31 protein-coding genes are annotated in these 20,246 nt (G+C 33.3%); 3 read left to right on the forward strand and 28 right to left on the reverse strand.

Annotated elements, in window-relative coordinates; genetic code table 11:
• Positions 1 to 161: 161 nt before the first annotated feature.
• From BMX10_RS13230 to BMX10_RS13240, 3 genes are all read right to left on the reverse strand, one after another.
• Positions 162 to 1,280: an NAD(P)/FAD-dependent oxidoreductase gene (locus tag BMX10_RS13230; protein WP_090445134.1), complete on the reverse strand. Its 1,119-nt coding sequence runs from the start codon at positions 1,278 to 1,280 to the stop codon at positions 162 to 164.
• Positions 1,281 to 1,484: 204 nt separating this feature from the next.
• Positions 1,485 to 2,834, reverse strand: coding sequence for a hydroxylamine reductase (gene hcp / locus BMX10_RS13235; protein ID WP_090445137.1), 1,350 nt, complete (start codon positions 2,832 to 2,834; stop codon positions 1,485 to 1,487).
• Between the two features lie 207 nt (positions 2,835 to 3,041).
• Entirely contained in the window at positions 3,042 to 3,899 is an 858-nt protein-coding gene (locus BMX10_RS13240; RefSeq protein WP_090445140.1) for a divergent polysaccharide deacetylase family protein, read from the reverse strand.
• Positions 3,900 to 4,080: 181 nt separating this feature from the next.
• Between BMX10_RS13240 and BMX10_RS13245 the strand changes: the two genes are divergently transcribed.
• Complete coding sequence (locus BMX10_RS13245) at positions 4,081 to 4,452, forward strand: phage holin family protein (protein ID WP_090445143.1); 372 nt, start codon at positions 4,081 to 4,083, stop codon at positions 4,450 to 4,452.
• 10 nt (positions 4,453 to 4,462) lie between these two features.
• Here BMX10_RS13245 and cwlD read toward each other — a convergent pair whose 3' ends face one another.
• Positions 4,463 to 5,179 carry an N-acetylmuramoyl-L-alanine amidase CwlD gene (gene cwlD / locus BMX10_RS13250; protein ID WP_090445146.1) on the reverse strand — a complete coding sequence of 239 codons (717 nt, stop codon included), beginning with the start codon at positions 5,177 to 5,179 and terminating at the stop codon, positions 4,463 to 4,465.
• A 214-nt stretch (positions 5,180 to 5,393) separates the two neighbouring features.
• On the opposite strand from cwlD, the gene BMX10_RS13255 reads away from it, so the two are divergent.
• Positions 5,394 to 5,621 carry a hypothetical protein gene (locus tag BMX10_RS13255; protein ID WP_090445149.1) on the forward strand — a complete coding sequence of 76 codons (228 nt, stop codon included), beginning with the start codon at positions 5,394 to 5,396 and terminating at the stop codon, positions 5,619 to 5,621.
• A gap of 364 nt (positions 5,622 to 5,985) precedes the next feature.
• Here the strand turns inward: BMX10_RS13255 and BMX10_RS13260 are convergent, their stop codons facing one another.
• The 6 genes from BMX10_RS13260 to BMX10_RS13285 all read right to left on the reverse strand — a co-directional run bounded on the left by BMX10_RS13260 (position 5,986) and on the right by BMX10_RS13285 (position 9,580).
• Positions 5,986 to 7,131: a helix-turn-helix domain-containing protein gene (locus BMX10_RS13260; protein ID WP_090445152.1), complete on the reverse strand. Its 1,146-nt coding sequence runs from the start codon at positions 7,129 to 7,131 to the stop codon at positions 5,986 to 5,988.
• Positions 7,118 to 7,807 (reverse strand): hypothetical protein, encoded by a 690-nt coding sequence (locus BMX10_RS13265; protein ID WP_090445155.1) that lies wholly within the window; start codon positions 7,805 to 7,807, stop codon positions 7,118 to 7,120. Before BMX10_RS13265 ends, BMX10_RS13260 begins: the two co-directional genes overlap by 14 nt.
• Positions 7,808 to 7,938: 131 nt before the next feature.
• Complete coding sequence (locus BMX10_RS13270; RefSeq protein WP_090445158.1) at positions 7,939 to 8,256, reverse strand: phage holin, LLH family; 318 nt, start codon at positions 8,254 to 8,256, stop codon at positions 7,939 to 7,941.
• Positions 8,257 to 9,009, reverse strand: coding sequence for a peptidoglycan recognition protein family protein (locus BMX10_RS13275; protein ID WP_090445161.1), 753 nt, complete (start codon positions 9,007 to 9,009; stop codon positions 8,257 to 8,259).
• A gap of 15 nt (positions 9,010 to 9,024) precedes the next feature.
• Positions 9,025 to 9,306 (reverse strand): hypothetical protein, encoded by a 282-nt coding sequence (locus tag BMX10_RS13280; RefSeq protein ID WP_090445164.1) that lies wholly within the window; start codon positions 9,304 to 9,306, stop codon positions 9,025 to 9,027.
• 16 nt (positions 9,307 to 9,322) lie between these two features.
• Positions 9,323 to 9,580, reverse strand: coding sequence for a hypothetical protein (locus BMX10_RS13285; RefSeq protein ID WP_170834822.1), 258 nt, complete (start codon positions 9,578 to 9,580; stop codon positions 9,323 to 9,325).
• Positions 9,581 to 9,716: 136 nt separating this feature from the next.
• On the opposite strand from BMX10_RS13285, the gene BMX10_RS13290 reads away from it, so the two are divergent.
• Positions 9,717 to 9,932 carry a hypothetical protein gene (locus BMX10_RS13290; RefSeq protein ID WP_090445170.1) on the forward strand — a complete coding sequence of 72 codons (216 nt, stop codon included), beginning with the start codon at positions 9,717 to 9,719 and terminating at the stop codon, positions 9,930 to 9,932.
• Positions 9,933 to 9,964: 32 nt separating this feature from the next.
• On the opposite strand, the gene BMX10_RS13295 is transcribed toward BMX10_RS13290, so the two are convergent.
• The 18 genes from BMX10_RS13295 to BMX10_RS13380 form a co-directional block, all read right to left on the reverse strand.
• Positions 9,965 to 10,186, reverse strand: coding sequence for a hypothetical protein (locus tag BMX10_RS13295; RefSeq protein WP_090445173.1), 222 nt, complete (start codon positions 10,184 to 10,186; stop codon positions 9,965 to 9,967).
• A complete protein-coding gene (locus tag BMX10_RS13300) occupies positions 10,179 to 10,577 on the reverse strand; it encodes a hypothetical protein (protein ID WP_090445176.1) in 399 nt (132 codons plus the stop codon). Before BMX10_RS13300 ends, BMX10_RS13295 begins: the two co-directional genes overlap by 8 nt.
• Positions 10,578 to 10,593: 16 nt before the next feature.
• Positions 10,594 to 11,052 carry a hypothetical protein gene (locus BMX10_RS13305; RefSeq protein WP_090445179.1) on the reverse strand — a complete coding sequence of 153 codons (459 nt, stop codon included), beginning with the start codon at positions 11,050 to 11,052 and terminating at the stop codon, positions 10,594 to 10,596.
• Positions 11,052 to 11,306, reverse strand: coding sequence for a hypothetical protein (locus BMX10_RS13310; protein ID WP_090445181.1), 255 nt, complete (start codon positions 11,304 to 11,306; stop codon positions 11,052 to 11,054). Before BMX10_RS13310 ends, BMX10_RS13305 begins: the two co-directional genes overlap by 1 nt.
• 1 nt (position 11,307) lies before the next feature.
• Positions 11,308 to 11,856, reverse strand: coding sequence for a YmfQ family protein (locus BMX10_RS13315; protein ID WP_090445184.1), 549 nt, complete (start codon positions 11,854 to 11,856; stop codon positions 11,308 to 11,310).
• Positions 11,849 to 12,907, reverse strand: a complete 1,059-nt coding sequence (locus BMX10_RS13320; RefSeq protein ID WP_244272722.1) for a baseplate J/gp47 family protein — start codon at positions 12,905 to 12,907, stop codon at positions 11,849 to 11,851. Before BMX10_RS13320 ends, BMX10_RS13315 begins: the two co-directional genes overlap by 8 nt.
• Positions 12,897 to 13,319, reverse strand: coding sequence for a DUF2634 domain-containing protein (locus BMX10_RS13325; RefSeq protein ID WP_170834823.1), 423 nt, complete (start codon positions 13,317 to 13,319; stop codon positions 12,897 to 12,899). Before BMX10_RS13325 ends, BMX10_RS13320 begins: the two co-directional genes overlap by 11 nt.
• Positions 13,319 to 13,705 (reverse strand): DUF2577 domain-containing protein, encoded by a 387-nt coding sequence (locus tag BMX10_RS13330; protein WP_090445190.1) that lies wholly within the window; start codon positions 13,703 to 13,705, stop codon positions 13,319 to 13,321. The genes BMX10_RS13325 and BMX10_RS13330 overlap by 1 nt, the downstream gene beginning before the upstream one ends.
• A complete protein-coding gene (locus BMX10_RS13335; RefSeq protein WP_090445194.1) occupies positions 13,702 to 14,700 on the reverse strand; it encodes an XkdQ/YqbQ family protein in 999 nt (332 codons plus the stop codon). The genes BMX10_RS13330 and BMX10_RS13335 overlap by 4 nt, the downstream gene beginning before the upstream one ends.
• Before the next feature lie 2 nt (positions 14,701 to 14,702).
• Positions 14,703 to 15,116 (reverse strand): hypothetical protein, encoded by a 414-nt coding sequence (locus BMX10_RS13340; protein WP_090445197.1) that lies wholly within the window; start codon positions 15,114 to 15,116, stop codon positions 14,703 to 14,705.
• A complete protein-coding gene (locus BMX10_RS13345; protein WP_090445200.1) occupies positions 15,109 to 16,749 on the reverse strand; it encodes a phage tail tape measure protein in 1,641 nt (546 codons plus the stop codon). Before BMX10_RS13345 ends, BMX10_RS13340 begins: the two co-directional genes overlap by 8 nt.
• A gap of 154 nt (positions 16,750 to 16,903) precedes the next feature.
• Positions 16,904 to 17,287, reverse strand: coding sequence for a phage tail assembly chaperone (locus tag BMX10_RS13350; protein ID WP_090445203.1), 384 nt, complete (start codon positions 17,285 to 17,287; stop codon positions 16,904 to 16,906).
• An 11-nt stretch (positions 17,288 to 17,298) separates the two neighbouring features.
• Entirely contained in the window at positions 17,299 to 17,721 is a 423-nt protein-coding gene (locus BMX10_RS13355) for a phage tail tube protein (protein ID WP_090445206.1), read from the reverse strand.
• A gap of 13 nt (positions 17,722 to 17,734) precedes the next feature.
• Positions 17,735 to 18,790, reverse strand: a complete 1,056-nt coding sequence (locus tag BMX10_RS13360; protein WP_090445210.1) for a phage tail sheath C-terminal domain-containing protein — start codon at positions 18,788 to 18,790, stop codon at positions 17,735 to 17,737.
• 13 nt (positions 18,791 to 18,803) lie between these two features.
• Positions 18,804 to 19,226: an HK97 gp10 family phage protein gene (locus tag BMX10_RS13365; RefSeq protein ID WP_090445212.1), complete on the reverse strand. Its 423-nt coding sequence runs from the start codon at positions 19,224 to 19,226 to the stop codon at positions 18,804 to 18,806.
• The gene (locus BMX10_RS13370) at positions 19,213 to 19,641 is read right to left on the reverse strand and encodes a phage tail terminator family protein (RefSeq protein WP_090445214.1); all 429 of its coding nucleotides are present in this window, start codon (positions 19,639 to 19,641) and stop codon (positions 19,213 to 19,215) included. Before BMX10_RS13370 ends, BMX10_RS13365 begins: the two co-directional genes overlap by 14 nt.
• Complete coding sequence (locus tag BMX10_RS13375; RefSeq protein ID WP_090445218.1) at positions 19,641 to 19,985, reverse strand: phage head closure protein; 345 nt, start codon at positions 19,983 to 19,985, stop codon at positions 19,641 to 19,643. Before BMX10_RS13375 ends, BMX10_RS13370 begins: the two co-directional genes overlap by 1 nt.
• The gene (locus tag BMX10_RS13380; protein WP_090445221.1) at positions 19,963 to 20,238 is read right to left on the reverse strand and encodes a head-tail connector protein; all 276 of its coding nucleotides are present in this window, start codon (positions 20,236 to 20,238) and stop codon (positions 19,963 to 19,965) included. Before BMX10_RS13380 ends, BMX10_RS13375 begins: the two co-directional genes overlap by 23 nt.
• Positions 20,239 to 20,246 lie beyond the last annotated feature (8 nt).

Genomic DNA, 20,246 nt, shown 5'->3' on the forward strand with positions numbered 1-20,246 from the left:
CCTTTGTCCCCGCTTACTGAAGCCAGTGCTTTCTTTCCTATCTCATTATATCAGAATTCTTTATAGAAATTAAGAAAAATAGGAAAAAACTTACATTATCATTTTATGGATGTAATATAAGTTTTATTAGCTATTTTTTTATGTTTTGGGGAGGAAGCTCTTTATGGCAAATTATTATGGGTTTGATCATTGCCTGTAACACTTATAATTGGCTTTAGTAGATTACCGATGATTTTTAGATAATCAATCTTATTGTAATCTAATAGTATTTTCCCAACAGAACCATTTAAGCTTTTTACAAGTACATCAAATTTTTGATTGTTTAACTTTTCCATACTTCTTCTTAGGGCTAATGAATTTTTATAGCTATGATCCAGTGTTTTGATGAGTTCTTCATAGGTACCCTTCCCACATAAATCATATGCAGCATAAACACCAGATAGAATGGCAGTATGCTGTCCAAAGCCTAAAAACGGCATGATAGATCCAAAGCAATTACCTACAAAGAAGGTGTTTCCAATTCTCGGTTTATCACAGCTCCCTATGATATAATTAGTAATCTGAAAATCATCAACAATTTTCAGAGTTTGCTGTAGATTATCTTGTACCCTCTGAAAAAACCTCTCGAACAAAAGATTGATATCTAGTTGGTTATTTTGTGGATAATCAGGATATGCTATGACAATGTTAGCTTCTGTATTTGACATTGGAATCAGATAGCTATAGCCCATAGGGGCAAATGTGTTGTCCAGCCATGCTATAGTGGTATATGGATCAAATCTGCCCTCCACAATTGCTCCTTTCAAGGAGACTGTTAGATCTCTCTTATAGTTTCCCAGCCTCTCGCTATAGGCTCCATCTCCAGTTGCTAGAACAATGTGAGTATATTCTTTTAACAGCTCTTCATAGGTATGCTCAGCATTATAAATAATCTTACTTTTTAATTGTTTTTTCATCTGATGGCATAAGGAATCATTTCTCCTGCCACGGATTACATTAAATCCTAGGTCTCCTTTAATACTTGCTTTTTCATTCTCTGAATAAATAATCAATTCTTTGATATTGCCCACTGGTTGAAGGTAGATATTATAGTTTTCTGCAAAGTACGCAATAGAGTCATTGATAGGTGCACTTAATGCATTTAAAAATATCTCACCATTGACAAATCTGTCATCTACATCTCTACGATTTTCAACAATAGTAGGATGAATGCCGTTTTGTTCTAGTATGATGCCGCATGCAAGTCCAGATAGCCCAGCTCCCATAATTGCTACCTTCATCTGTATTCTCCTCTCAATCCTTATACTGATTTCTGTTGTTCATCACTATTATACTGTATAGTTTGCTTGCTAAGATTAGTGTCTATTCATATGACTTTTCTTATGAAGATTTGATAGGACAATATTTATTAAGGAAAAAACGCCTATTATCCTAATGGTAAGGAAAATAGACGTTTTTCAACCTTGTAACTTTGCTATTTTGAATTACATCATTTGCTGTAAATCAGTTTTTGCATCTCCACTTATTAGCTGCAGGTTAAAGGTATCTTGTAGTACCTTTAGTACTCCTGGTGTTACAAAGGCAGGTGCACTTGGCCCTATATAGATATTTTTTACACCTAAGCTGAATAAGCCTAATAATATCGCTACAGCTTTTTGCTCAAACCATGATAATACAATTGTCAATGGTAGATCATTTACTGTGCAGTCAAAAGCTTCTGCTAGTGCTATAGCTATTTTTGCCGCTGAACCAGAGTTGTTACACTGTCCTAGATCAATATATCTTGGTATGTCTGTACCTGGCACAGTACCGAAATCTATATCATTAAATCTGAACTTACCACAAGAGGTTGTTAGAATAACACATTCTTTTGGTAATGTATCGGCTAATTCTCTATAGTAATCTCTACCTTTAGTAGGAGCGTCGCAGCCAGCGATTACAAAGAATCGTTTAATCTTTCCTGTTTTTACTGCATCAATGATTTCTGGTGCAATCGATAATACTGTGTTGTGATGGAAACCTGTTGTTAAAACCTTATCTGATTGCAGATTTGCCTTTGGTAAGGCTAAAGCCTTCTCAATCAATGGAGTAAAGTCATTATTTAGGATTTTCTCTGTTCCTTCTAAACCACAGGTACCATAGCTCCAGAATCTATCTGAGTAGCTTCCTTTAATCGGCATTAAACAATTGGTTGTTCCTAAGATAGCACCAGGGAATTCTTCAAATAGTTTTCTTTGATCATACCATGCTTTTCCAACATTGCCTTTTAAATGAGAATATTTTTTAAGTTCTGGATAACCATGGGCTGGCAGCATTTCTGAATGGGTATACACATTGATGCCTTTACCCTCTGTTTGTTTTAACAATTCCTCTAGTGCATATAAATTATGTCCTGTTACTAATATTGCATGACCTTCTACTTTATCTTGAGAAACCGTTACAGGCTGTGGTATTCCTAATCTAGAGGTATGCGCTCTATCTAATAAATCCATCACTTTGACTGTGGCTTCCCCTACCTTCATGGCCATACCTATATGTTCATTTAGATTAAAATTAGAATTCGTTAATGTAGTATATAAAGCTTCATGAGCAATAGCATCCACTTCAGGGTCTACCAACCCTAGCTCTCTAGCATGGGTTGCATAGGCAGCAACTCCCTTTAAGCCAAATATAATAATATCTTGTAAGCTTGCTATATCTGGATTTTTTCCACACACACCAAATTTTGTGCATCCACCCTCTGGTGTTTGCTCACATTGATAGCAAAACATTGGATTGTTTTCTTTTCCTGCCTTGGTTACTTCTTCATTATTATTTTTAAATAGTCCAAACATGATAATTCTCCCTTCAAGTTGTTTTTTACAAGTATTATTATATACTAGACGGTCTTCATCTACTGTGACCTATATCACGTTATTTTGTGATGATTATCATGTTATAAATTCATAAAAAAGAGCTGCTGAAAAGATAGTTTTTTATCTCTCAGTAAGCTCTACCTTGCTAAAATGATTATATGCGGGACAAAGAACCGTCCCCTGTCCCTATCTTAAGTGACTAACCGGAACAATTTCAATACCCATCTTCTCTAATACAGGAATCATTTCCTTTATAGCTATGGCTGTTATTTCTCCTCCCTCTGGTCCTACATGGCCTATGGCTATGGCAGTGCCATTCTTTATTGCTATCTCTCCTAAGTGTTTTAGTTGTTTTTTTATTGCCGGAATATTTTTTTCATTATCTAAAAATATGGCTCTTTCAAAGACGTCCACTTCATACATTTCTGCAAGCTCCTTTACCACTGAGTTCATACTTGTTTTGCTGTCTACTATATACATGTTATTTTCTTTTAATATAGTAATAATTGCCTCCATGATTCTTTTATCCTCTGTTGCTTTGGATCCCATATGGTTGTTTGCCCCAACGGCATAAGGAACTTCCTCAATAGCTTCCTTGATAATAAGCATAATGCTTTCTGAGGATAGATTGGTAGTAATACCTTTTTCTCCAAGCCATTTTGGATTGCCTACATGAGGCTCCATAGGGATATGTATAATGACTTCATGCCCTCCTTGGTGTGCTAGCTCTGCATCGTGCTTTGAGTAAGGCAGAAAGGGAATAACAGCACAGGTTAATGGTTTATCTATGGCTATCATTTCCTTTGTTCCATTTCCAAAATTGCCAAAATCGTCGATAATAATGGCTACTTTCCCTATAGGCTCTACAGTCTCCTTTTCTAATAGTCTGTTTATCACTGTGGTTGTTTTATTTGGATTAACAGAGCTTTCTTTAGTAGAATTAAAGCCTATAGCTATTAAGATGATTGTGCTTATGGTTAGTACAAAATATAATATAATTTTTTTGGGAATAAAAATAACAAAGGATTTATTCCTTTTTTTCATTTTATCTCCTTCCTTTTAAGTTGTTTTTTGTGTTTATCTCTACCTTTCAATGAATAAAACCTTAATTTATTACAAATGCTACTATTAGTACATGGTCTTTCTTATAGATATGACTATTTGCTATTCGCTTGAGGTTTTTCCTCAATGTTTAGAATCTATTATAAGAAATGGAGGTTTTATTATGTCAGAAGAAAGAAACCCTAATCGTACCCAGGATTCACCCAGTTGGGGCAAACTAATTATAAGATTTGTCATCTCTGCTATTGTAATCGCAGTGGCCGCTTTTGTAACCCCTGGTTTTAGAATCGAAGGTTTATGGGGTGTTGTTTTTGCAGCTTTAGTGATTTCTATTGTTAATTATTTAGTAGAAAGGGTCTTCAAAATTGATGCTTCTCCTTTTGGCAGAGGTATTGTAGGGTTTATTATAGCAGCAGTGGTTATTTACATAAGTCAGTTTGTTGTTCCTGCTATGACGGTTACATTATTTGGAGCAATCATAGGTGCACTTGTTATAGGGATTATTGATATGATTATTCCAGGTAAGACCATTTAGTTTTTGCTATCTAGGGGCTATAGGAAAAATAATTTTGTATTCCTATATAAATAGCCCACGCAACTTTTTTTTGATAATCTGATTTTTGTAATAATTTTTCTTCTTGAGGATTAGATAAAAACCCACATTCTACTAATACAGTGGGAATATCTAATCCTTTTATTAAATATACATCATTCTTTGCTAAAGCAACTCTTTTGTTGTTTTTATCTAGGGCATCAATGAATGCTTCTTGTATTTTTATTGCTAATGGCTTACCCGCTGGATTATCTTTTGGATAGAAGGTTTGAGCTCCATAATATTGTGTTTGTTGAAAGCTGTTGAGATGTATAGTGATAAAAATATCTGCTTTGCTATTTTTTACAATTTCCTTTCTTTTTCTAAGATCTTCATTTTTCTTTTGTCTTATGGTACCTCCATCACTATATAAACCAACGTCCTCTGTTCTTGTCATTATTACAACTGCTCCACTTTGCTGGAGATATTCTCTTAGATGATGAGCGATTGCTAGATTGATATTTTTTTCCATCACTCCATTTTTGCTTACTGCACCAGGGTCAATGCCTCCATGTCCTGGGTCTATTACGATTACTTTTGTCAGGCTAGGCATTAAGGTGGTTATGCTTCTATACCTATAATGATGGAAGCATGATGCAAAAACACCTATAGCTATCAGAATCAATAGAGCCATAAGTATCCACTTCTTCTTGATGATGATTAACTTCACTCATAACTCCTCCTACTTTTATTTCCTTATTCTATTACTAATTACAAAACAGAATGTTTACCATTTGTATTCTTTATATTATCTATGTATATGACTAATAATAGCTATATACAATTATAATTTTCTATTTTTTGTTTTTATTTTGCATGATATTTTTTTGTAAGGTAAAAATATATATGAACTATAACTTAAGATTATGTAAAGGAGGAGTCATATGGATAATATACAGGATAAGAGTAATATTACAAGTCAGTTGAATGAGCTTGAAAGAAATGTTGATAAATCCAAGGAATATCTGTCTGCCCTTGAAATGTTAATGGTGGATGATAACAACGGTCGTTTGAAGGATACAGGGCTATCTAATGAGCTTCAACAATTAAATAATGCCATATCATCTATTTCAAAAAACATTCAAACATTAAAAAATAAAATTGACACCTAGTAATCTATGCAATTCGACAGCTTTTTGCATAATGCCTCTAATATTTCCCGGGAAAAAAGTAGTTTTATAGATTATGTTGCATTTTCAATTATTGAGTATAAATAAAAGACTGTCCATTTGTATAGGGACAGTCTTTTCTAATAATAATATTATTATCTCTTTGAGAATTTTTAGTATTGTTTTTAAGGTATTCATGGCTTTTTTGTTAGTTGTGAGATAGTTATAATTCCATTTGTATAAGCTTTTATTGAGATGCTTGACTGTAGTCCTTACTCTTCTGTGCCATGATGTTATATATTAAGAGCATACCAAATAAAAAAAGATAGAGCAATAACTACTCTATCTTTAAATGTTAAAATATAGTTTACTTTATAACTTTTAATTCAATTTTATGCTCTTTTTTAGGCGGATCAAATATGTCATCTGATAAACAACAAATATTTATTATTTCATTTTGAAATAAAGATATGTCGTTTAAAAATTGATCTGAAGTTATTACTTTATTTTTTAATACTAAATCGACAGCTTCATTCAACAATTTAGGCTCTTCTGGTTCAATTATATCATCTAATGGTTCACGTCTCCACATTTGCCTTGTAGTCATCTGTCTATTTAAATAATTTATTTGATTTTCACTAAATAAATTTAGTTGTTTAGATCTCATAATCATAGCACTTACTGATGTTTTCCATTTTTCTTTGAGCATTAGTAAATAATCAATTGAATTATGAATTACTTCTTTCGGAAAGGAAGTAATGGGCATTAGCAATGCTCCTGCAAAATAGTGAGCTTCGGCTTCGATTCTATCTGAAACATCTTTTCTATATACATCATCTATTTTGAGATGTGGGTGTAATAGAAGATGTCCTAATTCATGTGCAGCATCAAATCTAGACCTTACAGCTGAACCTTTTTCACTCCCAAGAAATATATATGGTTTACCATTAAACCATTGCGAGAATGCATCAATTTTCTTATTCTTAAACTTTATTCTACATAAGATGATACCTTTGTCTTCTAGCAATTCCACTAAATTATTTATAGGCTCATCCCCGAGTTCCCAATATTTTCTTACTTTTAGAGCTATCTCTTCAATAGTCTCGAAATCAAGCGATTCACCATTAATATAACTGCTTACATCTGGTAAACTTACCTCTGGAAACTTAATATATTGATTTAAATAGTTATATATTTCATCTGCCCATTCAATATAATAACTATATGCATTTCTAAACTTTTTTGGTGTGCTTTTCACAGCTCTAAAGAAAACAGGACTGTTATCACAAGATTTTTCTCTTTTAGGCTTATAAAAAAAACTAAAAGGAAATCTTAAAGTATTGCTTAGTTGTTTTAGAGTAAATACTGAAGGCTTAATTATTCCTTTTTCATATTGAGAGATTGCTTGACTTGTGACTTCAATCAGATCTGATAATTCAGCCATTGACAACCCTCTTGATTCTCTTGCTTCTTTAATTCTCGCTGGGATTATATTATGACTATTCAGTGCCATCCTTTTCACCTACTTTTTCTTTTCTGTCTATTTCTTCTTGTACATGTTCTCTTATCTCTAATCGTCGTCTTTTTACCTCTGTACTTTCTGTATCAATCTTAATTAATTTTAATTCTGATTTCAGGCTAACTTGGTATAGTATACTTCTAAAACCAGGAGCTGGAATTATTAAGTTTACAAATTCCAAATTATATTTACCTCCAAATGTAACAATCCCATAATATATATCGTCTTTAATACTTTGGATACCAAAAGGGTCCTCTTGATAGTCAAAAACAATTTGTTTTTCATCAAATGTATTGTAATTCGAATAATTTTGTTTATACTTAGCAAATGAAGGAAGACTATCCCTATCGTAAGCTGGTGCAATATGTAAAATTAGATTACCAATAGTTAATTCCGGGATATAGAGTTTAAATTGGTTAACTTTTTTCATTTGGCATTTAAATGGGAAATTTGTTGGCACCATGTTTAAATCAAGTTGACAATGTATAGCACTAGTTCTAATCCTAGATAACAATGGTGCAAAAACCTTTGATGAAAATAGTTGTTCTTGACCACTTATTATATCTCGATAAACCAAATCTCCCATTTGGATTATTGGATATAATTGATTTCTTGCTGATAAACTTAACTCTTTTTTTATTAAATCCTTTGGGGTTTTATACATTATCATTATTTACACCTCTCTTGTGGAATGTCTTCTTAATTATTTTACATATTTGTTCCATTTTTGTCAAGTGTTTTTCGTATTTATATTTTTTTATCAACTATGATTATTTTTAAAAAAATAAAAAAGGCTGGAAATTAATCCAGCCTTATGCCTTGCAGAGGTAGTTTATTATCTTTTATCTCTTTAACAACAGATTCAATTAATGTTTCAACCTCTTTTTTAGTGAGTCCAAAGTACTTGAATTTTTCACTTAGAAAGTCTTTCACATAAGCTTTTTTTTCTTCACCTGATCCAGGGATATGTTGCCATATTTGTTCAGCTGCCATTACTGCTTTAACTGCCCAGCGTTCCATATTGTACTTTCTTAGAAAATAACCAGCTAAGGCAATTACTAGCATGACTACAGCTTTCACTCCAAAATCTAAAAATAGCATTATTAATTCTCTATCCATCTATTTAACCTTCCTTTCTAATTCTTTGACTCTTGTAGATAGCTTCTCAATCATCATCCAAAACAGATACTGTCTATTTACATCAGATAACGCTTCATCTGTTCTCCACATTTCAGGGGTATTTAACATGCCTTGTTTAGCTAACTCATCTACAGCCTTTTGTCCTCCATTACGCATCCAACTCTGTAATACAAACTTAGCCATTTCCTCTGCCTCCTCTACTAGCCCTTCATATACATCATCTAAGAACTTTTTCCAAGCAGTTTCTCCGCCAGCTACAAACCGAGTCATCATCCTTGGGCAGTCTTTACCTGTGCAATCAAAGTGCCTTTCAAAGTTTTTGTAAGGATCCCAGTTGTACTTCTTGCACAGCTGCACACCTAGCCATACAGCTCTCTTGTAAGTTTCATTCCAATCTCCATCAGAATTAACACATAGCTCTATACCTATAAGACTTAGATTAGCTCCTCTAGGATATTTATTTTTAATATAATTAGTGTAAGCACTTCCTGGTCCAGCGTGCCATTGTACTTCTGTATCAGGTACGGCTTGGGCTATTTTTGTACTGTCTACTATATATTGCGTTCCATATTGTGCACGTAACCAATAGCTTAAATGATTTTCCACTCCTGCAGTAGCTCTAATATTAGCTGTCCAATGCCAACAAGCCCCCATAGGTGTAAGGTCCATATACTTTTTAGGAGCTCTTATTCCCTGTCCTGGTGGTATTAGTCTTTGCTCTATTTCATACATGTTATATCTCACCTCCTAAGGGTACATGTTATCATCGTAAGTGTTTCTAGTAGATTTATTTTGATTTACTCTACTATTAGAAAAATGTTGTATGATTTGATCCCCAAAGTACCCACCTATGATGGTACCCATTGGAATATTCATTTGCCCTTGAATCTGTATAGCTACTTCAGAGCTTTTCCATACGGCTAACACTACTAAGCAGAGGTAAGTAATAGAAAAGGATAGAGCTAGCATATCAATAATAGAAAACCCTTCTGGGTCTGTCCAAATACTTCTTTTCCTTTGCCTTCTCATACTTTAGCCCCCTAACTTATAAATATTTAATACCTGACATGATAATGGCACCTAGTACAGCTCCCATAGCACCCCATAAAAGCTTGTTGGGCCTTGACTCGATCTCTTCTATTTTAGTTGCTATCTTCCCTATACTATCTTTGATTTCATTGAGTATCTTAAATATCATATCAGTGCGTTCTTTTTCCACGTCAGTGCATCTTTCTAATGCAGCTATCCTAGTTTCATGATTTTTTAACGAATCTGTTACTTCTACATGTCTTTCACATACCATATAGACACCTACTTTCATTTAAAATAAAAAACACCCCAAGGTGTTTGTCGATTATTGCGATATTTTGTTAAAGGTTTTGTATGCCAACTAACGAAATAACATAATTAGTACCTGCGATACTAATTGAGGTGGTAAATTGCCTAGCAAAAAAGAACCCCGATTAAAAGTTATTAAAGAAAGTCCAACTGGCTTAAATCAAAAATTTTTAGATACTGAAACTAATGAAGTAGTGAATCGAGGATATGTTGCAGATAATATTGATGATTATCCAGGTTATCATGTCATGAATAAAAATAAAAAACGTATCATTAGGTCTAATCCTGACGGTTGTAAAGATAATAACTTAGATTAAAATAATTCATGAATCGCAGGTACTAAAATGTTTTAAGTTACATTAATATCCTTGTATGACTTAATTAAGTCATACATTTCTTCTAATCTACTATTAGTATCATTCAGATATTGAAAAACATCGTCAATGATTACTTCACTTTGTTTAGTTTTGTTCTCATTAATTCTTTCTTCTCTGATTTCTTTTTCTATTTGTTGAGGTGACTTACTTATAATAATTTTCTTTCCTTCTTTTTTTGCTATTGCTTTACTCAATTACAAGCACCTCATTTCTAACGTTCTCATTCATAGTTTCTATAATTATTGGTTCGCCTGTTGTATTTTCTATTTCAATTTCAAGTATTCCATTTTCCATTGTATAGGTAAATATTTCTTGATTTATTTTTATAATTATTTCATCATTAAATACAACAATTTTATCTTCATAATCAAACATAGAAAAGGAAATAATATTATTTTCTTTTTGTATTATTTCAATATAATCTAATTCAGTAAAACCAATATCTCCACCTCTATACATTTTTCCTAAAACATCTTCAACTTCATTACCAATTTCTATAACTCTATCACTTAATACAACATCGTCTCCAACTTGTGCAACCGTTGTAACAATATTATAGTCATTTAATTGTATGATATTTTTCATTTTTTTCATCCTCCTTTTAACTAAATTCTACAACTTCCCAAGTTACATTAACAGCGTTCATAACAGTTTTTGAAACCCTTAATGTATTACTGTTTAATAATTGAATGTAAAACCCCGAACTAGAACTATAATCAGCATTTTGCCATGTTAATAATACACAAAATGTTTTTGAAACAACTACTGTCGATAAAGTAACATCTACCTGACTTACACCAGCAACCGATGTTGTCCCTCTTTGAACTAACTTAATCCCACCACCAGTAGTAATTGCATCATAATTCCTTCTCAAATATCCCATAACTGTGGTAGTATTAGCAGTAGGGTTTGCAACCCCAACTAAATCAGTTTTTGTCTTAATAGCATTTACTGTTGTTTGGTCGGCTCTACTAGAAACAGTTGTATTTAGATTATTTGTTAAATGTGTCTTAATCTCATCTAAAGTCAATTTATCCGCAATAGGTAAAAAATTTGCCATTATTCCACCACCTCTTCATATAAGAATCCATAAAGTCCACCTTGTTGTCCCAATCCCCATCTATATGTTTTACCATCACTACCAATGAAACTATGAGGCATAGTTTCAGCCTCATGAGTCACACGTTTATTATTTGTTTCTTTGATTGCAGCATCAATTTTTGAATTATCCTCAACAAAATCCTCTCTTTTGGGATGTTCATTTCCCTGCCATTGATTTAATTCTATATTAGGTGTTTTATTTTCACTTGGCATACTACATCACCTCTCTATATGTTTCTAATTCATCCCAGGTAAGATTTAATTCATCCCATTGATTCCATGTTTTATTGTAATTATCGAATTCATTCCAGGTTAGATAAGTAAATTCAAACTCAAAAGATAAATGAGCTGGCTTTATATTTTCAATCTCTGCAGCTAGATCATCTAAGTTGGGGGGGACTCCTCTAGTGCCTATAAATTTAACAATAATAGTACCATTAAAATTAACTATAACTTCGCCATTACTATAAGCTTCCGCTACTATCTGTATTAAAGCAGCATCTATCTTTCCAGATCCTCTCTCCTTTGACTTGATTACCGATCTTCTCTCATCTAATGGCTTAGATAAATCTGTTTCAATTTTAAGGTCCTTCTCATATATGACTAATCCCCATGTTGCGGTATCTATATCCAATTGTTTTTTTACATCTTCAATATCTGTTTGAATGTACTGGAATTGATGTTCTTCTGCATTAAATATTTCATTATAAACCTTAGATTTCCGCATAAATATAGGGAGATAGGTAATCATTTTATTATTCATTAATTACCACGCTCCCTAATATTGCTACTTCATCAGCTGCTATGGATATATTACCTGTGCCTTCATTAATAACTAGATTGCTATAGTCTTCAATCCCTTCACTCTGCAATATTAAACTACCAACAATAGCATAACTTAAATAATTTTCTGCAAAAGCTATTTCTTTAAGATGATTGGTTATATTTTCTTCTACACTTTGTTGTCTATATGAATCTGATACCGAAGGATCCTTGATAACAGTGAATGATATATTAATCTCTTTCCCTATAGCTGATTCAACAGTACAAAAAGCACCTATAGGAGCTTCTCCTTCACCAAGCCCACTAACGTTAGGGTCTATATATTCTTGTACTGTTTCAACAAGCTCAATGCTTGCAGGTTGCTTTTCAGCGTTAATTATAATTACCTTTACTGTATTGTCGCCATTCCATAGCGGTAAAACTTTAGCTTCACCAACCCCTGGTACCTCTTTAGCCCAATTTTTATAATGTGCTTTATTTCCGCTTGTAGCTGGGGTCCTTCTTCGCTCATAATACCTTTGTAATAATGCTGTATCACTTTCAGCTTCAAAACCATCTGTAGTGGCCTCAGGGTTTGTAACTTCATTTATTCCTTCAATGGTTATAGGCATAAGCGTAATTTGATTAGCTGGTACATTACCTATGCTTCCAGCAACAGTACATTTTATGTTTACATATCCTTCACCACTAATTTCTACTGTTTCGGTTGCTTCAAATTGGACAGCACTTTCAGTTTCAGATAGATCTGCTTGACTAAAAACACCATTACCTTTTACTAACACTCTACCAATAGAATAAGTAGCTTGTTTTCTAGTAATACCTGTCCTCTGATACACAAACCTTTCTAATTCTTCTCCTTTAAGATTTTCTATATCAAGTTTATCAGCTACATCATTTAAATCTTCATAAGCTTTTTCAAATTTAATTGCTGCAGGAGCTAAAGCATCATAAATAAAACTACCTTCTCTTTTATCATAATTATTAGAGACATTATTGAACATGTCATGTAAGACTTCTTGTCTACTCGGCAACTATCACCACCTCCGTATTCCCATATATGGTAGCAACATTTAATTTGATAGTTAATAGAGCTTCTTCTAGTTGAAATTCAAAGTTTGTTACACTTATAATAGCCTTATTTTGTAATAGAGCTTCCCTAATAGTTCTCTGTAACTCAGATTTTATAAAATCTCTATCCAGCACTTTTCCTATCAAACCATGATGCTCAGAACCATAGCTTTTATATATTAATGTTCCAAATTCAGTCCGCAGCACCTTGCTGATCCAAATCTTTATATATTCTACTCCCTCAACAGTTACAAGTTTACCATCTTTAAGTTTAAAATCCCCTGTTTCAAAGTCCCATAAAAAGGTCTTATGAGTTACAGGGGATTCAATGACTTTTTCATTTCTAAATTCTAGTTTTGATATTTGTGGCAGCACTATAATCTCACCGCCTTATCTATAAGAAAATATTTTTGTTCGTCAGTACTAGGCATTAAAATTACTTCATCACCAATTTTCAATGTATCAGTATAAGTGATTTCTCCAGTATTACTTAAGTTTTCAAGTTCTGTATAACTACTATATGTTACTGGACTTGGTGTTTTAGTTATTATTGATCCACTGCTTTGTCCTTGAAATTGTCTTTTATAGCCTGATAGTACATGTGCTGCTATAACTAATCTGTCTTTTTCCAGTATGATTTTATCTCCAATCTTCACCCTGATATTTGGCGGTGATGCAATTACAGTCCCTAGTTGTGGCCCTAAATAAACTTGATTATCTCTTTCCTTAAACATTTTTCCTAACTTTTCTATACTTGTCATGCTATATCCTCCGGCAGAGTTAGAGTTAAATTCATTGTATGAAATCCACTTGCAACTTCATGTTTGCAATTAGTTATCATAAATCTCCCCTCCATACCTGTTATTGGTTCTACTACATCAAATAGCCTTCCAGCTTTAAAAGATACATCTCCCATCAAATTCAATGCGTTAGTCTCATGAATCCTACTTAATCTTTTTAATAATACTTTAGCAGCTTGTCTGGCCTTTGCTGCATCTTCTTCATCTATTTTAAAAGTTTCTTCTAACAATCCATATTTAGAAACCATAGGGGTGTCTTGTTCTAGAGCAATTGTTTGATAGTTATCATTTTTTGACAAAATAATTTTCACTCTATTTCTCATTTCTTCAATTGACTGTGTCCTTTCTGCACCAATAGGATTATCCAGGACATTGATGCGGGCTACATTTGAAGCTAATCTAAATCTCCCTAGAACAATCATATCTCTCATTTTTTCTATATAAATTTGTCCTGAACGCATTTCCGCAAAAATTTTAATTCCTGATTGTCTTTCGTGCTGTTTAATAATATCTTGTATTATCTCTGCAGGTGATTTCTGAATATAGATTTTATTAATAATTGTAGCCATTTCTGTTATATTGCCTATTGGTAGACCAAAATCATTCAGTATTTTTGAAATAGCTTGCCTTGCACTTAAATTATTGAACTGATAAACGCTTTTAGACTTGCCGAGGTACCAGGCATAATCATATGCTGTATATTCAATTGGAGATCTACCGCTTTGTTTATTTTTAACTACTATCCCTCTATTAACTTCAATCTCATCTTTGTATATGATTATTAAATCTCCTACCTCTACTGGATTAGTTGGGATAAACCTGGCATCATTCCATATGATAGAAAAATCTATAACAGAAACTAATGACATTGTTGAGTCCCATGAAAATTGATTTACAATTGGGGTTATGTCATATGTTTTAGATCCATCATTTTTAACTAGTTGTAATCTAAACATGTCTATCCCACCCTTACAAAAGTAAACTCTTTCAAATGCAGTGTATAGTATATATCCCCATCTTTCTCTGTCTTATAAGTAAAATCATCAATTGTAACCGGCATATTTATATCTGTTTCATCTTCTTTTGTTATAACAAGCCTTACTGGCACTCTTCTTTTACGCCATCTTTCAATTGTATTTACATATTCCATACCCCACATATCTCTATTAAGAATAAAAGGGTAATCTCTTATAGGGAAAAAAGAAGTTATTTCTATTGTTGCTAATCCTTTGTTTTGTATTAAATTGATTGATTGCCTTAATCCAACCACTTCTTGATTATTCCAAGGTTCTTTTACTTCATATTCTGCCGGAGTTACTGGCAATAATAGAACTTCCTCATTATTATTTATAGACAAATATACTTTAACCATATACAGTACGCTCCAATCTCGGTAACAACTTGTCAGCTATTTGTTCACCAGTAAGATCACTACTAGATTTACCTAGTGCACTTGTGTTTTCTGATACTGCACCTGTGTTTTCATCCATTGCATTGGCGAGCATTTCTAAAGCTTCAGTATTGTCCTTAGACTGTTGTTGTTGCTTTCTTCTTCTAGATTCCTCTATTTGTGCTATAGTATCATCAGAGTATCTTTTAACCTGTATCTCTCCAATATAGTCTGTTTTTTCCCACATAGGTTTTTCCATACTTGACATTCCACTTGAAAAATTAACGTTAATTTCTTCTTTACCAACAGCTCTAAGTACTGCATTAAGAGGTTTAGCTAGTTTTGATACAGCATTTTCACTCATTCCAACAACATCATTCCACATTGAATGGAAAGAATATTTTATACTTTTACCCATGAAATCAAATGCACTGATAACTGTATTTGCCCCACCTATCATTTTATTCATACCACTTTCGGTATAGCTAGCTGCAGCATTCCAGGTTTCCATAAATTTAAGTTGTAACAAGTCTTTATTTTTTCTTAGTAGAGTTATGACTGTAATTAAACCTAATATTGCAGTAATAACAAATCCTACAGGATTAGCAGCCATTGCAGCATTCAAACTCCAAGTTTGTACTGTAGCAGCTAAAGCATATAGTTTGTATGCAACTAACCCAGCTGCAAGAATTCCAATTACAGGTGATAGGTCTTTAGTTGTTTGATGTACAGTTTGCAAAGTATCTATAAACCTAGTTATCCCACCGCCTTCAACCCAATTGTTTATAGCAGAAGATACAGCATTGATTTTTGTTTCAATTGCAGGTAAGTGATCATTAAAAGCTCTTGCAAATTCCCCTTTAATTTTCACTACTACACCACCCATAACCTCTTGCACATCACCTATGGCATTCTTTACCTGTACAATTTGACCTTCATCTGTTGCAGCTAGAGCAGCATTTACCCCTCCAACATTTTGTTGAAGAACTTGTGCCAATGTAGCAGCTTTTTCTTGTTCTGTACCATATTTTAATACCTGTTCCTGTGCATCTGTAAAAGAAATCCCTACCCTGGATAAAGCTCCTGTCTGCCCATCCATTACTTTACCAACCATATTACCTATGTTCACCATATCTTGCTGTGTGGCATTTAGTCCTTTTTGCTGTGCAACAAGATCTAACATACCTTCTGTTAAGGTTTCAACAGTGTTGGAAGTTACGTTAAATGTAGATAATTGTTGCATTCCTGCTAAAGTAACTTCATCACCAACAACTCCTACTTTCTGCATCGTATTAGCATAATCTTTTAGACCTTCTACTTGTTCGCTAGTAGCCTTACCTGTTGCTTTAAATACTGCCTGCAACTTAACTTCTGCTTGAGATTGCGCTTTGTATGCTTCTTCCATTTTATTAATTGCCATAACAGATCCAATAAGGGCCGCTCCAGCTGCAGCCACCCCTAACATACCTCTTCTAATTCCAAACCATGTTCTCTGGCCATCTCTGCGTAAATCTCGGGTATGTTTTTTATATGTTAATGTATTTTTATTAATTTTACTCATTGTTGGAGTGACTTGATCTCTTAGTGTCATACGTCTTTCAATTACTTTACTCATTTACCACCCCACCTTTTTGCATCTTCCTCATGGTATAGAATCATACTTTGTTTCATAAACTCTTTTTCAAACAAATCTAGTTTCAGTAAATTTTCTAAGCTGTGGCCTCTTTGAATGTAGTGATGAAGAAAGTATAACTCTCCATCACTACTAATTAGTTTTTTACTTCTTTTCCTGCTCTTGAAACAACTGAACCATATCCCGCTAATTTCATAATTTCCGAAGCAATGGATGAAATCTCTCCAGGTAGAAATATTTTCTCTACAATATCCAAAGGCTCTACACAACCATATGCTTTCTGGAGTTCTACATCTTTCAGATTAGGCTCTTTTACACTATTGAATATTAAATAGGTATCTGCTCTTACAGCATCCCTTTCCCCTTCAGCTTGTGCTTCTAAAATTATAGATGTAGAAGGAGTCACTACCGCTATTTCAGCATCTAGTGACTCAATATATAAATCAACAACTTTAGCTTTTTTGTTCTTCAATTGTTCTTTCTGTGCTAACAATTCTTTAATAGTTAATTTCTTAGACATATTTAATCCTCCTAAATTGCATCAATTAAATCATAATCGCTATAGGCAAATGCTGTCTCTTGAGTCATTACTGTTTTTTGTTCAAACTTCAGTAAAGTAAATGAATCAAAAGTAACGTCATATAAAGCTACTCTTTCAAATCCAAGTGCATCAGGATCTGCTAGTTTTCCTACAAATTTCATTCTAGGCACTTGACCTCTCTTTACAGCTTCTGCCATTTTTCTAGCCACCCTACTATTTACTTTCTTAATCGTTAAGTTGCCAGTACCATTCCAGCCTATTTGTTTTTTATGTGTTGCTAGTGATCCTGCCATATTTACATCTTCATAATCTATATTGACGATAGCCTCAAAAGCTTCTACTTCTGCCCAGATTTCATTGTCAACCCATAGGGTTCCGAAGGTACCATTTATAGTGTTTTTAACATCATACATTCAATATCACCCCTTACACTAATCTTATTGCCATAGTTAAATCTTCCATGGCATCAAGGAATTTAAAGTTTCCACTTAGAATTACATTGGATTCAAAGGATTTTTCTTTAACATCTTGTTCGGACCATTCAGATGTATCTGTGCCTATACCTTCCCATGCATCTCTTTGAACTTCAATATCTACTTCTACAAGGTTATCGTGTGAAGGATCTAAAACTGTACCCCTCAGACCTCTTAGATACGCATTTACAGCAGTTATAAATAATACTTGATTATCATAGCTGTTATTTACTTTTCCAACATACTCATTATTAAAGGTTGTAGAAATATCCTCCTGGATCAAATCCATTCCTTCTACAAGTTTAATTTTCTTGAAAAGTTTAGACTTAGCTACTGTAGTGGTAGTTAGACTGTTTACAGCACGTCCTATTTTTACTTTATCATCTTGCTTGATGAGGATTAACTTACCATCATCAATATCTTGATTAGGATCAGCTGATTCTGTAATGTCCTCTACCTCTGGTAACTCATAATAAGTTGCAGATCTATCAAGACCTAACCCCGCTAATATACCAGCAATTCTTGCAGTATACTGAGACGCTGAATAGGTGTTTTCTCCTACTTTGATACCTTCTGTAGTGAAGTTTACTATAGCCTCATGGTCCCCAGTATGGTTAGGTAGGACGGCCTTAAATGTTTTCTTAATACTCCTCATAGATTTAAGCCATGAAGCAACATCTGAAGCATCGCTACTAGCAATATTAGGAATAGCCAACGAGTTCCATCTCTTATTTTGGAGGATATTTAATTCATTATTGTAATTGGGATCTGTAGTATCTCCCCTCAAAACAATTACCCTAGAAGGTACCCCTAAAAATACATCCTTAATATACTGTAGATTTTCCTCTGTCCAATCAGCAGGATCTACGTCTATTACTGTCCTATACTCATATAAATTTTCTGTCTGTGTGCTATCTCTTAAGATTAGGGCAACAATGCCCCTCTGGCTTCTTTGGATAGCAGATACCGCCAATGTCGAAAATTTAATATCTATTTCAGGTAAACCCATTCGGATCAACTCCTTATAATTTTTTAAACGCCTTATCTAGTTCCTTCTCTACTATTTTGGTGTACAGAGAATCTATTTCTCTTCCCGCTTTATCAAATATATACTTTCCAGGTGTATAGCCATTTTCGCTTCCATCTTTTCCTACGTTTCTATGGCCTTTTTCAATTAGATGGGCATGTGGAGCTATTTTATAAGAAGGAAACACACGAACAGTTAACTCCTTGTAACCGCTTTCGAACACCCTTCCTTTTTTTATGCTTTTGTAATAATTACCTGTTTTCTTATCTACAACTTGATTTGCCTTCTTTTTTATTATTGCTCTTATTCTAGTTCCCACCCTATTCATCATTTTTTTTGATTCTCTAGGGAAGTTTTTTTCAAAATAGGATAGAGTTTCTCTAAATTCATCCATGCCTACATCTTCAATATCCAGCATTTAAGTTCAACTCCTCCATTTTTTCGTACTCATCTTCTTCATATGAAGAATCTGAATATGATAAGTCGAATGTGATCATCAGAACTCCATCTATTACCTCTGATTGAATATCATCAACTATTTTTACAAATCTTTCTTCTACTTTTAACCCTAAATGGAAAAGAGTTTCTATATCCTGTTGAACTTCTAGCACTTCAATTTGATATTTATGGCGATTGGTAGGAAAAAAATATATTCTAACAGTTAATCTTCTTTCAAACATATACTGATAATCAGTCTTAGACAGATTATCAAACTTCACAAAAAAAGAAGGTCTATCAAAACCTTTTTTTACATCATTATCGTTTATTTCTATATTGAATTTATTTTTTAACTTTGTATTTATAGCCTTCATTATTCCTTGTAGTGTTAACATCACAACACCTGCTCTGCAAATATTTCATGAAATTCGTTTCTTTCATATGGATTTAAAATAAAATTTATATCAAATCTCTTGTCTTTATATTTAAGCCACATTTCCCTAGAAATTTCTGGGAAAGCAGCATACCTAATTTTAATTTTGTGTGTTACGTTTGCAAATTTAGTGTCACCAGGAGTGTTTATAAGCTTACCAGTTTGAGGTACTATGCTAGCCCATACTTTTTTAATGGAATCATCTTTGTATACAGTTTGATTAAGCTCATTTGTTTCCTTGATTTTACCCCATATTTCTATTCTCTTATCCAGTACAGGTTGTTTATGCTTCACTTTCGTTTTCACAAGCCTTCACACCTTCCTGTAATTGAAGCATTAAAATATCAGTAGCAAAGTTTGTCTCGAAATATTCTAAGGAATTATTGATTGTATATCTACAATAATCAAAAAGTAATTGTTGAGGCAAATCTTCTTCTTCAAAATTAAGGGTAGTACCTGTCAGTCTTGACAGGTACTTTTTCCCTCTTTGTATTATTCCCTCTAAACCCATATCCGCATCATCATCAATTCTTAGATAGTCTTTAATTTCTTGTATCATCTACTCAC

This window comes from Natronincola peptidivorans (genome assembly GCF_900111615.1).
Classification (GTDB): Bacteria; Bacillota; Clostridia; order Peptostreptococcales; family Natronincolaceae; genus Natronincola_A; species Natronincola_A peptidivorans.

Bases quoted from the DNA above. Each gene is read 5' to 3' on its own strand.
- BMX10_RS13380 (WP_090445221.1), bottom strand. From the start codon at position 20,238: ATGATACAAGAAATTAAAGACTATCTAAGAATTGATGATGATGCGGAT.
- BMX10_RS13280 (WP_090445164.1), bottom strand. From the start codon at position 9,306: ATGAGAAGGCAAAGGAAAAGAAGTATTTGGACAGACCCAGAAGGGTTT.
- BMX10_RS13365 (WP_090445212.1), bottom strand. From the start codon at position 19,226: ATGCTGGATATTGAAGATGTAGGCATGGATGAATTTAGAGAAACTCTA.
- BMX10_RS13260 (WP_090445152.1), bottom strand. From the start codon at position 7,131: ATGGCACTGAATAGTCATAATATAATCCCAGCGAGAATTAAAGAAGCA.
- BMX10_RS13330 (WP_090445190.1), bottom strand. From the start codon at position 13,705: ATGACAAGTATAGAAAAGTTAGGAAAAATGTTTAAGGAAAGAGATAAT.
- BMX10_RS13285 (WP_170834822.1), bottom strand. From the start codon at position 9,580: ATGGTATGTGAAAGACATGTAGAAGTAACAGATTCGTTAAAAAATCAT.
- BMX10_RS13335 (WP_090445194.1), bottom strand. From the start codon at position 14,700: ATGTTTAGATTACAACTAGTTAAAAATGATGGATCTAAAACATATGAC.
- BMX10_RS13305 (WP_090445179.1), bottom strand. From the start codon at position 11,052: ATGGCAAATTTTTTACCTATTGCGGATAAATTGACTTTAGATGAGATT.
- BMX10_RS13315 (WP_090445184.1), bottom strand. From the start codon at position 11,856: ATGAATAATAAAATGATTACCTATCTCCCTATATTTATGCGGAAATCT.
- BMX10_RS13340 (WP_090445197.1), bottom strand. From the start codon at position 15,116: ATGGTTAAAGTATATTTGTCTATAAATAATAATGAGGAAGTTCTATTA.
- BMX10_RS13230 (WP_090445134.1), bottom strand. From the start codon at position 1,280: ATGAAGGTAGCAATTATGGGAGCTGGGCTATCTGGACTTGCATGCGGC.
- BMX10_RS13370 (WP_090445214.1), bottom strand. From the start codon at position 19,641: ATGTTAACACTACAAGGAATAATGAAGGCTATAAATACAAAGTTAAAA.
- BMX10_RS13245 (WP_090445143.1), top strand. From the start codon at position 4,081: ATGTCAGAAGAAAGAAACCCTAATCGTACCCAGGATTCACCCAGTTGG.
- hcp (WP_090445137.1), bottom strand. From the start codon at position 2,834: ATGTTTGGACTATTTAAAAATAATAATGAAGAAGTAACCAAGGCAGGA.
- BMX10_RS13275 (WP_090445161.1), bottom strand. From the start codon at position 9,009: ATGTATGAAATAGAGCAAAGACTAATACCACCAGGACAGGGAATAAGA.
- BMX10_RS13255 (WP_090445149.1), top strand. From the start codon at position 5,394: ATGGATAATATACAGGATAAGAGTAATATTACAAGTCAGTTGAATGAG.
- BMX10_RS13300 (WP_090445176.1), bottom strand. From the start codon at position 10,577: ATGAAAAATATCATACAATTAAATGACTATAATATTGTTACAACGGTT.
- BMX10_RS13360 (WP_090445210.1), bottom strand. From the start codon at position 18,790: ATGGGTTTACCTGAAATAGATATTAAATTTTCGACATTGGCGGTATCT.
- BMX10_RS13270 (WP_090445158.1), bottom strand. From the start codon at position 8,256: ATGGATAGAGAATTAATAATGCTATTTTTAGATTTTGGAGTGAAAGCT.
- BMX10_RS13355 (WP_090445206.1), bottom strand. From the start codon at position 17,721: ATGTATGATGTTAAAAACACTATAAATGGTACCTTCGGAACCCTATGG.
- BMX10_RS13350 (WP_090445203.1), bottom strand. From the start codon at position 17,287: ATGTCTAAGAAATTAACTATTAAAGAATTGTTAGCACAGAAAGAACAA.
- BMX10_RS13345 (WP_090445200.1), bottom strand. From the start codon at position 16,749: ATGAGTAAAGTAATTGAAAGACGTATGACACTAAGAGATCAAGTCACT.
- BMX10_RS13310 (WP_090445181.1), bottom strand. From the start codon at position 11,306: ATGCCAAGTGAAAATAAAACACCTAATATAGAATTAAATCAATGGCAG.
- BMX10_RS13240 (WP_090445140.1), bottom strand. From the start codon at position 3,899: ATGAAAAAAAGGAATAAATCCTTTGTTATTTTTATTCCCAAAAAAATT.
- BMX10_RS13265 (WP_090445155.1), bottom strand. From the start codon at position 7,807: ATGATAATGTATAAAACCCCAAAGGATTTAATAAAAAAAGAGTTAAGT.